The sequence below is a fragment of the Clostridium sp. ATCC 25772 genome (genome assembly GCF_001573875.1).
GTDB lineage: Bacteria > Bacillota > Clostridia > Clostridiales > Clostridiaceae > Clostridium_J > Clostridium_J senegalense.
Genome location: NZ_LFRG01000010.1, coordinates 309512 through 323819, shown reverse-complemented (window position 1 = coordinate 323819; position 14308 = coordinate 309512). Strand labels below are relative to the sequence as shown.

The 14308-nt window shown below is 27.8% G+C and carries 14 protein-coding genes; all 14 read left to right on the top strand.

Annotation, left to right across the window (positions count from 1 at the left end; all coding sequences use genetic code 11):
* Positions 1-259 precede the first annotated feature (259 nt).
* The 14 genes from AZI32_RS06175 to rpmA all read left to right on the top strand — a co-directional run bounded on the left by AZI32_RS06175 (position 260) and on the right by rpmA (position 14165).
* Complete coding sequence (locus AZI32_RS06175) at positions 260-3163, top strand: penicillin-binding transpeptidase domain-containing protein (protein ID WP_082761156.1); 2904 nt, start codon at positions 260-262, stop codon at positions 3161-3163.
* Between the two features lie 251 nt (positions 3164-3414).
* Entirely contained in the window at positions 3415-4047 is a 633-nt protein-coding gene (minC, locus tag AZI32_RS06170; protein ID WP_061995005.1) for a septum site-determining protein MinC, read from the top strand.
* A gap of 13 nt (positions 4048-4060) precedes the next feature.
* Positions 4061-4867: a septum site-determining protein MinD gene (gene minD, locus AZI32_RS06165; protein ID WP_061995004.1), complete on the top strand. Its 807-nt coding sequence runs from the start codon at positions 4061-4063 to the stop codon at positions 4865-4867.
* Between the two features lie 9 nt (positions 4868-4876).
* Positions 4877-5143 (top strand): cell division topological specificity factor MinE, encoded by a 267-nt coding sequence (gene minE, locus AZI32_RS06160; RefSeq protein ID WP_010292678.1) that lies wholly within the window; start codon positions 4877-4879, stop codon positions 5141-5143.
* A gap of 174 nt (positions 5144-5317) precedes the next feature.
* A complete protein-coding gene (gene rodA, locus AZI32_RS06155; protein WP_061995086.1) occupies positions 5318-6430 on the top strand; it encodes a rod shape-determining protein RodA in 1113 nt (370 codons plus the stop codon).
* A gap of 10 nt (positions 6431-6440) precedes the next feature.
* Entirely contained in the window at positions 6441-6809 is a 369-nt protein-coding gene (mgsA, locus tag AZI32_RS06150) for a methylglyoxal synthase (protein WP_061995003.1), read from the top strand.
* Positions 6810-7298: 489 nt separating this feature from the next.
* The gene (locus tag AZI32_RS06145) at positions 7299-8054 is read left to right on the top strand and encodes a M23 family metallopeptidase (RefSeq protein ID WP_061995002.1); all 756 of its coding nucleotides are present in this window, start codon (positions 7299-7301) and stop codon (positions 8052-8054) included.
* A gap of 16 nt (positions 8055-8070) precedes the next feature.
* A complete protein-coding gene (locus tag AZI32_RS06140) occupies positions 8071-8913 on the top strand; it encodes a M50 family metallopeptidase (RefSeq protein WP_061995001.1) in 843 nt (280 codons plus the stop codon).
* A gap of 69 nt (positions 8914-8982) precedes the next feature.
* On the top strand, positions 8983-10842 hold the full coding sequence (locus AZI32_RS06135; protein WP_061995000.1) for a TIGR03960 family B12-binding radical SAM protein: 1860 nt from the start codon (positions 8983-8985) through the stop codon (positions 10840-10842).
* Positions 10811-11515 (top strand): TIGR03936 family radical SAM-associated protein, encoded by a 705-nt coding sequence (locus AZI32_RS06130; protein ID WP_206406626.1) that lies wholly within the window; start codon positions 10811-10813, stop codon positions 11513-11515. Before AZI32_RS06135 ends, AZI32_RS06130 begins: the two co-directional genes overlap by 32 nt.
* Before the next feature lie 21 nt (positions 11516-11536).
* Positions 11537-12982: an Rne/Rng family ribonuclease gene (locus AZI32_RS06125; RefSeq protein ID WP_061994999.1), complete on the top strand. Its 1446-nt coding sequence runs from the start codon at positions 11537-11539 to the stop codon at positions 12980-12982.
* Between the two features lie 217 nt (positions 12983-13199).
* Complete coding sequence (gene rplU / locus AZI32_RS06120) at positions 13200-13511, top strand: 50S ribosomal protein L21 (RefSeq protein WP_010292661.1); 312 nt, start codon at positions 13200-13202, stop codon at positions 13509-13511.
* A 2-nt stretch (positions 13512-13513) separates the two neighbouring features.
* Complete coding sequence (locus AZI32_RS06115) at positions 13514-13861, top strand: ribosomal-processing cysteine protease Prp (RefSeq protein ID WP_010292659.1); 348 nt, start codon at positions 13514-13516, stop codon at positions 13859-13861.
* 1 nt (position 13862) lies between these two features.
* Positions 13863-14165, top strand: coding sequence for a 50S ribosomal protein L27 (rpmA, locus tag AZI32_RS06110; RefSeq protein WP_010292658.1), 303 nt, complete (start codon positions 13863-13865; stop codon positions 14163-14165).
* The last annotated feature ends 143 nt before the right edge of the window (positions 14166-14308 follow it).

Sequence of the window (14308 nt, the reverse complement as noted above, 5' to 3'; positions counted from 1 at the left end):
TTAAATTTTTAATAAAAAAAAATCTATCTTTACTAAAATATAGAAATTTTTTTTAGATAAAAAAAGGAATTTAACTAAATGTGTTGAAATATATCAAATAGGATAATGTGGAAAATAGTAGTGTAGGAATGTAATACTATAGAAAAGGAAATAGATATTATTACGATTAGAAATTTTGGAGTTATGATTAACTTATTTGATAAAAAAATATTTAAAGAAAAAATTTATAAAAAGAAGATGACTTTGAGAAAGGAATATTATGATTAGAAACAGAAAAATAGATAAAAAATTTTCAAGGTATACGATGTTTTTTATTGCAATGGGAATAATATTTTCAGCTATAATTTCCAGACTTTTTTACCTGCAAGTTATAATGGGTGAAGAATTTAAAAAAAAATCAACACAAAAAAACTATAAAAATGTATCTAAAGCAGCACCTAGAGGTAAAATTTTAGATAAAAATGGAGAAGTGTTTGCAACTAGCATTCAAAGCTATACACTGATGTTTACAGAAACAACAGAAAGTAAGAAAAGTTTTTTAACTACTATGGATAAAGTCTTTAAAAAATTAGATAAAAAAGGTGTTGCGATGGTAGATGAATTTGCAATAGCTATAGATTCATCTAAAGAGCCAAAAGCTGAATTTAATTTTAAGGATACAGATAATGAAAATAGACGATGGATGGAGTTAAGGTTTAAAAAAGATAGGGGAATTCAAAGTATAGCAATAAAAAAGCTTTATCCAGGAAAAGATGAAAAAGATCTTAGTGAGGAGCAGCTTAAAAATGTAGATGAAGAATTATTAAATGTGTCTGCAGAAGAGTGTTTAAATGAATTGTTAAAAGAATATGATTTATTAGATAAAGATGAGTATACATTAGAGGAAAAAAGAAGATTATTAGTTGTTTTAGATGCTGTGAAAATGCAAAGTTATTCAGGATATAAACCTGTGGCTATTGCAAACAATTTATCAAAGGAAGTTGCATTTATTTTTGAACAACTGCAACCAGATTTACCTGGAGTAAGTGTAGAAACTCAACCGATGAGATATTATCCAAATGGTGATTTAGGTTCAGCATTTTTAGGGTACACATCTAAGATAGATTCATGGCAACAAGAAAAATATGAAGAAAAAGGTTGTGATGTAAGTAGCGATAGCGTTGGTAAAGCAGGAATTGAGTCAAGCTTTGAAGATATATTAAAAGGAACTAAAGGTCAGGAAAGTATTGAAGTTAATAAACAAGGTAGAAAAGTAAAGACATTAGGTGAAGTTGAAGCTTACCCAGGTAAAAATATTCAACTTACTATTGATAAAAGTTTACAAAAAATAGCAGAAAAGGCTTTAGATGATACTATGGCAAATTTACAGAGTAAAGGTAGAGTAAATGATGTTGATAGTACTAATGCTACTAGAGGTGCAGCTGTTTTTATGGATATTAAAACAGGAAAAATATTAGCATTAGCTAGTAGACCTGGATATGATCCTAATATGTTTATAGGAGGATCACTTAGTGCAGAGGATTCAGAAAAATATTTTAATCCTGATTTAGAAAAAATGGGAAAAGAGTATATTGAAAGTAGAGGTCTTACATCAATACCAGGAGTATTAAGTGAAAATGAAGTTGCTACAATGAGTTATGAGGATAAAGTTAATACTATGTTAAATAGAATGTTTCCTTTAAATGATTCTATTGACGGTAACACTAAAATAAGAGAGGATAGTTATGATATATTTCCCAAACCATTTTATAATTATGCAACATTTACATTAATACCACCAGGTTCTATATTTAAACCGTTGACATCCATCGCAGGTTTAGAAGAAGGTGTAATAACGCCATATACATCTGTATATGATGATGGTAAATATAATAAAAGATATTCTGATTATCCTGGTGCCTGTTGGATTTATAATACCCAACATGGTTCACATGGTGATACAGATGTGAGAAAGGCATTGGAAGTATCTTGTAACTACTTTTTCTATGATGTTGCAGATAGACTTTTTGCAAAAGGTGGGGAAAATTCAAGTGGACTTAATTATTTAGCAAAATATGCTTGGAAATTTGGACTAGGTGTTGAGCCAGGCTCAAATACAAAACCTTCAACTGGTATAGAAATAGCAGAAAATTTTGGCCAAGTATATAATTATGAATCAAGCAAAAATAGATTTGCAGATGAGTATATTAATCATGTAGTCAATTATCTACAAACAGGTACTAATTCAATAAATACTGAACGTCATTATAAGGATATTGACATTACTAAAAAGAATGAAACAGGCACTGATAAGGAAAAAGAAGCAATTAAAAAAATAAATGAAAAGAAAACTGCTTTGGTAGATGATATAAAAGAAGAGATGAAAAAAGAGAAAAAAGTAAAAGAAGAAGATATATTACCAAAGATGCAAAATTTATTAAAAGATTTAATAGAATCAAGTGATGAGCTAAGAGCTAAAAAATATTCTGATAAGGATATAGAAAATATGGCAGTAGCAATAAACTATTCTATAGGAGATGCTATAGCCAATAGAATATCAGGGGCAAATGCTTATGATGCATCTATTGGTCAAGGTATGAACTATTTTACTCCACTTCAATTAGCAAATTATATGGCAACTTTAGTTAATGGTGGAAATAGATATGAAATGCATTTAGTAGATAGTATAATAGATCCAGTAACAGGAGAGAAAACTGAAATAGAGCCAAAACTACTAGAACATATAGATTTAACTGAGGAATATGTTAATGCTATAAAAGAAGGGTTGCAACGTGCTGTATTTAATGATGAAGGTACTGCTGCAACTGCATTTCATGGTTTTCCAATATCAACTGGAGCTAAGTCTGGTTCATCAACATTTAACCAAAATAAACAGGATTCTCTAGGAAGAACTTCATATGCAACATTCTTAGGATTTGTTCCACTAGATGACCCGCAAATAGTATCTTGTATTGTTGTTTTTGACGGGGGACATGGTGGAAATGTAGGTTACGTTGCAAGAGCAGTTTATGAGCAATATTTTAGAGATGAAATATTATCAACAAATCCAGGGTATGAATTTAAGTATCCAGATTCTAGAGAGAATAGCTCTAAAAATCAAACGAATGAAAATACTAATGATAACCTTAACAAAGAGAATACAGATGGTAATGATAATAACTAAGAATAAAATAGAAAGACACCATAAATTTATGGTGTCTTTTGTATATAACAACCTATATTTTATTAAATTTCCAACTTTTAATCATATCAATAGATTTTAATGTGAAATTGTGATATATTTTTTTTGTAATTAAAAGTTTAAAACATGGATTCTTTCTAGATTTGCTAAAAAATAGAAATTTTTTAATCAAAAAGAAGGATTTTAATTAAACATGTTGAAATATATCAAATAGCATAGTGTGGAGGATATGTATGCAAGGAGATAATATTATACTAAAAGGAAATAGAGATGGACTTAATGTTATTATAGATATTAATAAGTTTAGAAGCTTTGAAGATATGATTAGTTGTTTAATAGAAAAACTTTCAAAAAGGAAAAATTTTTATAAAGGTTGTACTATAAAAATAACTACTCAGATAAAGGAATTTACAAAGCGAGAATTAAATTATATAAAAGATATATTGTTTGAAAAAATTTATATAAAAGATTGTATATTTATAGACATAGAAGAAACAAATACAAAAATGTTTAATGGCGTTTATGAAGGAAGAACTAAATATCTTAGAAAGAGTATTAGAAGTGGACAAACTTATGAGTATTTAGGAAATTTAGTTATAATAGGAGATATAAATCCAGGAGCAGAAGTATGTGCTGCTGGTAACATTATAGTTTTAGGAAGTATAAAGGGTTGTGTTCATGCTGGATGTACAGGAAATGAAAAAGCTATAATAGGGGCTTTTTATTTAAATCCTCAAATATTAAAGATTGCAAATTTGATGACAATATCTCCAGATGATGGAATTAAACCTACATATCCAGAAATTGCAAAAATAAAAAATGGAAACATAATAGTTGAACCGTATTTAGTTAATAAATACATTTAATGGAGGAGATAGTATGGGAGAATCAATTGTTATAACTTCAGGAAAAGGTGGAGTTGGCAAAACAACAACAACAGCAAATATAGGTACTGCTTTAGCTTCTGCGGGAAAAAAAGTGGTAGTAATAGATGGTGATACAGGACTTAGAAATTTAGATGTTCTTATGGGTCTTGAAAATAGAGTAGTTTTTACACTACTTGATGTAATAGATGAAAAATGTAGATTAAAACAGGCATTAATAAAGGATAAAAGATTTAGCAATTTGTTTTTATTGCCTACAGCTCAGACTAGGGATAAAAATGATGTTAATATAGAGGCTATGTTAAAGGTTGTTAATGATTTAAAAGATAATTTTGATTATGTTATAATTGATTGTCCAGCTGGTATTGAACAAGGGTTCGAAAATGCTATAGTAGGTGCTGATAGAGCTGTGGTTGTAGTTAACCCAGAAATAACATCGGTAAGGGATGCTGATAGAGTTATAGGGAAATTATGTGCAAAAGGATTAGAAGATACCCAATTAATAGTTAATAGAATAAATTTTGAGATGACACAAAATGGAGATATGTTGGATATTGAAGATATAAAAGAATGTCTTGCTATAAAATTAATAGGAGTTGTGCCTGATGATAAAAAGGTAACAGTATCTACTAATAAAGGTGAACCTATAGTATTAGACAATTCCGCTGATGCAGGGCAAGCATTTAATAATATTGCTAAAAGAATAATGGGATATGAAGTTCCGTTTTTAGATTTAAGCGTAACAGTTCAACAAGGAGGTTTTTTTGCAACAATAAAGAAAATATTTGGGGGTAATAAATAGGAGGAAGTTATGGAATTCTTTAAATTATTTTCAAACAAAGCATCATCGAAAGGTATAGCTACAGATAGACTAAAGTTAATACTAATACATGATAGGGCAAATTTTTCTCCAGATTTATTAAATATGATAAAAGGAGACTTGCTTGAGGTTATATCTAAGTATGTTGAAATAGATGATAGTGAAGTAGATGTAAAAATAACAAAAACAGAAGAAATACAAGGATCTTCACCAGCATTAATAGCTAGTATACCTATAAAAAATATAAAACAAAGATAAATGAAAATAGTGTTGAGATAAAATTAATATTTTATTTCAACGCTTATTTTATAATATATAATTTAATTTAAGAATTTATAAAAACAATATAGATATAAATTATAAAAACTTTTGTTATTATTTTAAATGTGCTATAATCATATTTATGTTGGAGGGATAATTATGCTGATGAATATGATAAATAAGCTTAAATTAAATAGTAAACTTGTAAAAAGATTAGATTATAGCATCATAATTGTAGTTGTTTTAATTGTTGCATTTTCTATATTAAATATATATAGTGCAACTAACAGTACCGCTGGAATATATTATGCTAAGTTACAGTTTATGTGGCTTATAGTTGGATTAATAGCTATGTACATAATGCTTATTTGGGATTATAATTTAATTCTAAATTATGCTTCTATAATTTATTGGGGTGGAGTAATATTACTTATTTTAAATAACTATGTTTTAGGAAGTACTGTAAATGGAGCTACAGGATGGATTAGTATTGGTAGTAGGGCTATTCAACCAGCTGAGTTTGCTAAAATAGGTATGATACTTATGTTAGCAAGAGTTATTCAAGATATGGAAGGTGACGTTAATAATTTAAAAAGCATCTTGACTATGATGTTTTATGCAGCTATTCCTATGATATTAATAGTCTCACAACCAGACATGGGAATGACTATGGTATCATTTTTTATTATACTTCCAATAGTGGTTGTAGCAAATGTAGATTGGAAAATAATAACGGGAGGTTTGTCTTTTCTGATTGTAACTATAGTTGCATTATGGAATTCTCCATTAATGCATGACTACTGGAAAAATAGATTAATTTCATTTTTAAATCCAGAACAATTTGAGTTGACATATGGACATCAAATTATACAATCTAAAATAGCTATAGGATCTGGTGGATTATTTGGTCTTGGATTTTTAAATGGTAAGCAATATAAATTTGTTCCAGAAAATCACACTGATTTTATATTTGCAGTTATAGGTGAAGAGTGGGGAATGTTAGGTGCTATAATATTACTAACATTATATGGAATACTTTTATATAAACTTATAAATATAGCTAAAACATCAAAAGATGTATCAGGAAGTATATTGTGTGCTGGTATTATTGGATTTATTATGTTTTCTATAATTCAAAATATGGGCATGGCAATAGGAATTATGCCAGTAACAGGAATAACTCTTCCCTTTGTAAGTTATGGAGGTAGTTCTATGCTTACGAACTTTATTTCTTTAGGATTAATGCTAAATGTAGGAATGAGAAGAAAGAAGATTAATTTCTAGGAGGAATTATATGAGAATTGCATTGATTGCTCATGATAAGAAAAAAGATGAAATGATAGATTTTGCAAGAAGATATAGAAAAATATTATGTAGACATGAATTGTATGCAACAGGCACTACTGGTAAATTTGTTGGAAAACTTGCAGACCTTGATATACACACTTTTTTAACAGGAACCATGGGTGGGGGACAACAAATAGGAGCAAAGATAGCTCAAGGAGAAATAGATGTGGTGTTTTTCTTTAGAGATCCATTAACGGCTCAACCACATGAACCCGATGTAAATGCTCTTATAAGACTTTGTGATGTGCATTCAGTGCCATTGGCAACAAATCTAGGTACAGCAGAAACAATTATTGCTGCAATGAAAAATAAATAAAGAAAATTTAAGCTATTCTAGGTAGTGAAAAAATCTATCTAGAATAGCTTTTTGTTATATAAAAATTACTTTTAAATAATTAAAATAGGTCTTTATAATAAAAACAATATTCATAAAAGCTCAACCAATTAAATATAAATAAAAAAGTAGGAGTTTAAAAACTAATATCATATTTGGATAGAAAGAACCTAAATGAATTTTATTAAAAAACCTATGTATAGGGAAACAAGCTCGTATTTAAATTTATTCAATAGCTTTAAAATATTTTCATATAAAATGTAGTGTTGAATTCTAAGTGATTCGAAGCGTACCTCGCTATTAATTCTTAGCTAAAATAAGATGTTAACTAGCAGTAAGATATTAATCTTAAATTTTTTATTTGATAAATGAATAACTTTAAAACTTAACTTGGAACCTTATATCAATAGACATTTTAAATACATAATATGATATTAAATAATCTAAAATATTAAATGGGGAGAGAGGATTATGAATCATTATAAAGAACTTTATGAAAGATATTATAATAATCTTACAAAAGGAAAAAGAAACAGTAGTTTAAATCGAAGGCAGGGTTATGTACAACCTAATTTTAATAGTGAAAAAAAATTAAGTTTAGCTAATAAATTTATAATTCAACTATCAATAGCTATATTTATGATGATATTTTTCTTAGGATGCAAAACTGTAAATAATGAATATGGCAATAAAGTACTGAAATGTGCTAATGGAGCTATAAATAAAAAATATGATTATAAATATGTTGTAAATAGATTAGATAATATGACCTTGGATGATGTGGAAAATGTTAGTGTGCAAATGATTGATAAAATAAAAGCCGGATTTGTAGGTGGAAAAACGATAATTGAAGAGCTAGAAACAGAATATTCAATACCAGTTATGGCAAATAAGTCTTTTGAAGATGATGCTCATAGGAAAGATAAAGATAATATTATAACATTTTCAATAAAAGAAAAGACACCTATAAAGAGCTGCAATTCAGGAAAGATAAAAAAAATAGATGTGGATAAAAATTTAGGTGAATATATAATAATAGATCATGGTAAAGGAATAGAAAGTAAATATTATAATATATCAAAAATATTTGTTAAAGTAGGAGATAAGGTAGACAAAGATACAGTTATTGGTGAAGTGGATGTATCACCAGAAGGTATCACAAATTTTTATTTTGAGATACTTTACATGGGAAAAGCACAAGATATATATAATAGTATGGTAATTTGAAGATATAGGTGAAATTTTGATAAAATTTAATAAATATTTAATACCTTATCTAATATTTTTAATAATTTTAGGATTAAATAAAAATTTATTTATGGGATTTTCCATAGTTATTATTCATGAGTTTTGCCATTATTTTATGGCTAGAACTTTAGGGTTTAAAGGTTTTTGTATAGAATTACTTCCTGTTGGGGCATCTATAAAACTTAAAGATTTAGATGAAGCTTCAATAAAGGAAGATATACTAATATCTATTAGTGGACCAATAGGAAATTTTATTTTAGCCTTAATAAGTCTATCTTTATACGTAGTATATGGAAATATGATAATCAAAAAATTTTTAGACTATAATTTAGCTTTAGGCATGTTCAATTTATTGCCATTATTTCCTTTGGATGGAGGACGGGTTTTAAAAGATGTATTAAGAGTTAAATTTTTATATAAAAAGGCCAATGAAATAGCTTTAAATATCAGTATGTTTTGTGCCTATATAATTTTAATATTAGGTATAATTTCTTTGCCTTGTGATGTGTCGAATATAAATATAGTTTTAATAGCTATTTTTATATTAATAATCACAAAGAAAGAGAAAGAAAGGATAGTTTATGTAATTATGGGTTATACAATAAAGAAAAGAGAAAAACTCTTAAAGAGAGGTTATATAGAAAATAAAAGTATATCTGTTTATTACAAATTAAACCTTATACAGTTATTAGATTTCATAGACAAGAACCATTATCATATATTTACTGTATTAGATGATAACATGGAAGTTTTAAAAACTATATATGAGGAAGAGATAATAGAGTTTTTAAAAAATGATGGAAATATAACCTTAGAAGAATTAATAAAAAAATATTAATATATATTTTGAATTATTATTAGCTTATGATAAAATAAAGTATTGTAATTAACTTAAGGAGGAATTTAAATGAAGAAAATTTCCGATGATATACTATATAAAGTTGAAAAACCAGCTAGATATATAGGTGGAGAATTTAATTCTTATAATAAAGATATAAACAAAGTAGATATAAGATATGCATTTTGTTTTCCAGATGTCTATGAGGTAGGAATGTCTCATTTAGGAAGTAAAATACTGTATCATGTGTTAAATCAAAGAGAAGACACATTTTGTGAAAGAGCTTATGCACCATGGCCAGATATGGAAAAAGCTTTAAGAGATAATAGTATTCCATTATTTGCGTTAGAAAGTAAAGAGTCTTTAAGTGAGTTTGATTTTTTAGGTTTTACTCTTCAATATGAGATGAGTTATACAAACATATTAAATATGTTAGATATGTCTAATATACCACTTAGAGCATCAGAAAGAACAAAGGATCACCCAATAGTTATGATGGGAGGACCTTGTGCTTACAATCCAGAACCCCTTTATGATATTGCAGATTTATTTAGCTTAGGAGAAGGGGAAGAAGTCTTAAATGAACTTTTAAATCTATATAAAGAATATAAAGACAAATCTAGAGAAGAGTACTTAAGAGCTGCTTCAAAAATTGAAGGAATATATGTTCCAAGTCTTTATAATGTAGAATATAACGATGATAATACGATAAAAAGCTTTAAACCTAAGTATGAAGATGTACCAAAAAAAGTTAAGAAAAGAATAATTACAAATTTTGATGAAAATACATATCCAGATAAACTTATAGTTCCTTATACAGAGATAGTTCATGACAGAATAACTCTTGAAACTTTTAGAGGATGTACAAGAGGATGTAGATTCTGTCAAGCAGGTATGATTTATAGACCGGTTAGAGAAAAGAAGACATCTACATTAGTTAATCAAGTAGATGATATTATAAAGAAGACAGGATATGAGGAAGTTTCATTAACATCACTTAGTATATGTGACTATTCAGATATACAAAACCTAGTTTTTTCTTTAATAGAAAAATATAAAGATAAAAAAATAGGGGTTTCACTACCTTCTATTAGAATAGATTCATTTTCAGTAGATTTAATTAATGAGATACAAAAAGTTAGAAAAACAGGACTTACATTTGCGCCAGAAGCAGGTAGTCAAAGAATGAGAGATATAATAAATAAAGGTGTAAATGAAGAAAATCTATTAAACTCTAGTAGAAGCGCTTTTGAAGCTGGATGGTCAACATTAAAGTTATACTTTATGATAGGACTTCCTTATGAAACTATGGATGATGTTATAGGAATTGGAACTCTTGGAGAAAAAGTTGTAGAAGAATATTTTAAAGTTCCTAAAAATGTAAGGAAAAGAGGACTTAGAGTTACTTTAAGTACGTCTATATTTGTTCCAAAAGCATTTACTCCATTCCAATGGGCGTCAATGGATACAATGGAAAGTGTTAAAGGTAAAATTGGAAATTTAAGAGATTCTATAAAAAGCAAAGCTATAGTTTATAATTGGCATGAATCACCAGTAAGCTATATGGAGGCAGTATTTGCAAGAGGTGATAGAAGATTATGTGATGTCTTAATTAAAGCTTTTAAAAAAGGGGCAAGATTTGATGGTTGGGGTGAATACTTTAACTTTGAAACTTGGAAAGAAGCATTGCAAGAGTGTGGAGTAGATGGAGACTTCTATACATATAGAGAAAGAAGTTATGATGAAATACTTCCATGGGAGTTTATTGATATAGGTGTTACAAAAGAATACTTAATGAAAGAAAATGAAAATGCAAAAAAAGCAAGCTTAACTCCAGATTGTAGAGAAAGATGTACTGGGTGTGGAGTAAATGTAAACTTTAAGGAGGGAAAATGCTTTGAAGGTGCGTTATTTAATAAAATACACTAAAGAAAGTGAAATAAAATTTATATCACATTTAGATTTAATGAGAACAATACAAAGAACAATAAGAAGAGCAGATTTACCAATTGAATATTCAAAAGGATTTAATCCTCATATGACAATATCTATAGCTCAACCACTTTCTGTAGGGGTCTATTCTAGTGGAGAATATATGGATGTTGTATTTAAAGAAGAGATGCCTTTAGAGGAAATAGTAAATTTATTAAATGAAAATGCGCCAATTGGTATTAAATTTTTAGATGCTAAAAAAGTTGAAAAAGAAGAAAATACTAAATGTCCGCAAGCAATGGCTATAATAGATGAAGCTAAATATAAAATAAAGTTAAGAACTATTAATTCAGAAGAAGCTTTAGAAGGAATAAAAAAGTTAAATAATATAAAAGAATGGAATACTATTAAAAAAAGTAAAAAAGGCGAAAAAGATGTAGATATTAGACCTTTAATAAAAAAGATATCTTTTTCTAAAGAAGATAACTATATAGTATTAAATTCTACATTAGCATGTGGTAGTAGAGCAAATCTATCTGCAAGTTTATTAGCTGATTTTATAAAGAACCATGTAGATGCCATAGAAAAAGACGCTTTTGTAGATATAGAAAGAATAGATATGTATGCATTAAAAGGGAAAACTATGCTTCCACTTAATGAATATTTTTAAAGTAGTTTGGAGTGTTTCTAATTGAAAGAAATATTTATTGAAAGACATGAGAAAATTGTTAGAATAGCGGTAAAAACTAATGGACAATTATCAGAGTGTTATATAGAAGAAGAGAATAATGAACCTAAAGTCTCTAATATATATAAAGGAGTGGTGCAAAATATAGTGCCATCCATAAAATCTGCATTTATAGATATAGGAACAAAAAAGAATGCTTATATGTATTTAAAAGGAGATTTAAAAACTTTAAAAAAGGGGCAAGAGGTTCTAGTAGAGGTTATAAAAGAACAAAGTGGCAAAAAAGGAGCAAAGGTAACAGAAAATGTGAATTTCCCAGGAAATTATGTAGTTTTATCAAATGGTCATAAAGAAATAAGATTTTCGCCTAAAATAAAAGATGATAAATTTAAAGAAAATGCTATGATAAACATACATAAACCTGAAAATATAGGAGTTGTCCTAAGGACCGGTGCATATGGAGTTCAAAGTGATGAAATAAATAGGGAAATTCAAACTATTTATTCCATTTATGAAAATGTCACTAAAAAGTTTACTTATTCTAAAAATATAGGTCTATTATATGATAATGATGGAATAATAGGAAATATATTAAAGGGATTAAAACATGAAAACTATAAAGTTATAGTAAATAATCTAAATGACTTCAATTTTTGTAAAGAAATTCTAGAATATAAATTTGAAAAAGTTAATTTAGAGATATATGAAGATGCTATAAGTCTATTTAATTATTTTGGGATAGAAAAAGAAATTTTAAGTTTAAGAAACAATAAAGTGAATCTACCAAGTGGAGGAAATATAGTTATAGAAAAAACAGAAGCAATGCACGTTATAGATGTAAATTCTGCTAAAAATACTAAAAATTCCTCTATGAAAAAAACTATATTTGAAACTAATTTGGAAGCAGCTGAAATAATTGCAGATCAGATAAAGCTTAGAAACATAAGTGGAATCGTAGTTGTAGATTTTATAGATATGAAGGAATCAGAAGAGAAGAAAATAATAATAGAAGAATTAAAAAAGCATTTTAAAAATGATAAAAATAAAGTAAGTATATATGACTTTACTGAGTTAAACCTTGTACAAATAGCAAGACGAAGAAGTGGAAAGTCTATTTTTGAATATATATTTGAAAAATGTACTTCTTGCAATGGCAAGGGAGTGAAAGTGAAACTTTCGTATATAGAAACAATGATTCAAAACAATATAGAACGTTTAAAAGTGGAACAAGATGTAAAGAATATGTATATAGAAATAAATGATATCTATAAAAATGAAATAAAAAGTGATATATTATCTTTTGTGAAAAATATTCATGGTTTAGATAAAAATATCTATGTTAATTATGTACATGGGATAGATACATTTAAAATAGAGCCACTTATTTTTAATAGTCAAATAAAAAACCTACATATATATAAGGTTTATCCTGAGGAGTATATTGATTAAAGTATATTTAATTAAATAATAGAGTAAAATATACTCTATTATTACTGTAGATTATTTTATTTTATGTGGGTAATTAAAAATAAATTTTAACAATAAAATCTTTACAAAGATATTTTTATGTGCTAAAATGGCTTTTGTAGACCGCACGGAAAAGGTGTTGAAACTTATTTAATTAAGTACCTTAAAAGGCGAGACTGGATTGAGGAGGTGTATTTACATGTACGCAGTATTACTTACTGGAGGAAAACAATATAGAGTTCAAGAGGGAGACGTTTTATTCGTTGAAAAACTTGAAGCTGAAGTTGATTCAACTGTAGAATTCGATCAAGTGTTAGCAGTTGGAAAAGAGGAAGGTTTAGTAATTGGTAAGCCTGTAGTTGATGGAGCTAAAGTTGTTGCTAAAGTTGTAGCACAAGGAAAAGCTAAAAAGGTTATAGTATTCAAATATAAGCCTAAAAAAGACTACAGAAAGAAACAAGGACACAGACAACCTTTCACTAAAATCGTAATTGAGAAAATAGAGGCTTAATTGTGATTAATATAAATTTTACAAAGAAATCTAGTGAGTTAGTATCGTTTCGTGTAAATGGTCATGCTGAATATTATGATCGACAAGAAAAAGTAACTGTTTATGATGATGTAGTTTGTGGATGTGTATCAAATTTAGCGCAGGTAACAATCTTAGGGTTGGTAGAAGTGTTAAAGCTAAATGCAACTTATGTTGCAGATGAAGGTGATATACAGTTAGATATATCAAACTTATTACATAGTGAAATAGAGAGTGCACAGGTTCTGCTTGAAACGATGTTACTAGGGTTGCAAAATTTAGAAATAAGTTATGGAAAATACCTTAAAGTATTAGTAGAGGAGGTGCAGTGATATGTTACTAATAAACCTTCAGTTATGTGCTCACAAAAAGGGAGTAGGTAGCTCAAAAAACGGAAGAGATAGTGAATCTAAGAGACTTGGTGTTAAGCGTGCAGATGGACAATTTGTACTTGCTGGAAACATCTTAGTTAGACAAAGAGGAACAAAAATCCATCCAGGAAACAACGTTGGAATAGGTGGAGATGATACTCTTTTCGCTAAAATAGATGGTGTTGTAAGATACGAGAGAATGGGTAAAGACAAGAAAAAAGCTAGTATTTATCCAGTTGATGTAGAAGTTGCAATAGCTGAATAGTTTAAAGGCACCCTTTATAGGGGTGCTTTTTTAATTAAGAATTAGGAATTAAGAATTAGAAAAATATAATTTAAATTTAGTTACTATGATTTTAAAAAGTTAAAAAGGATAAATAAGATTTAAAACATTAGAAACTAGGAATT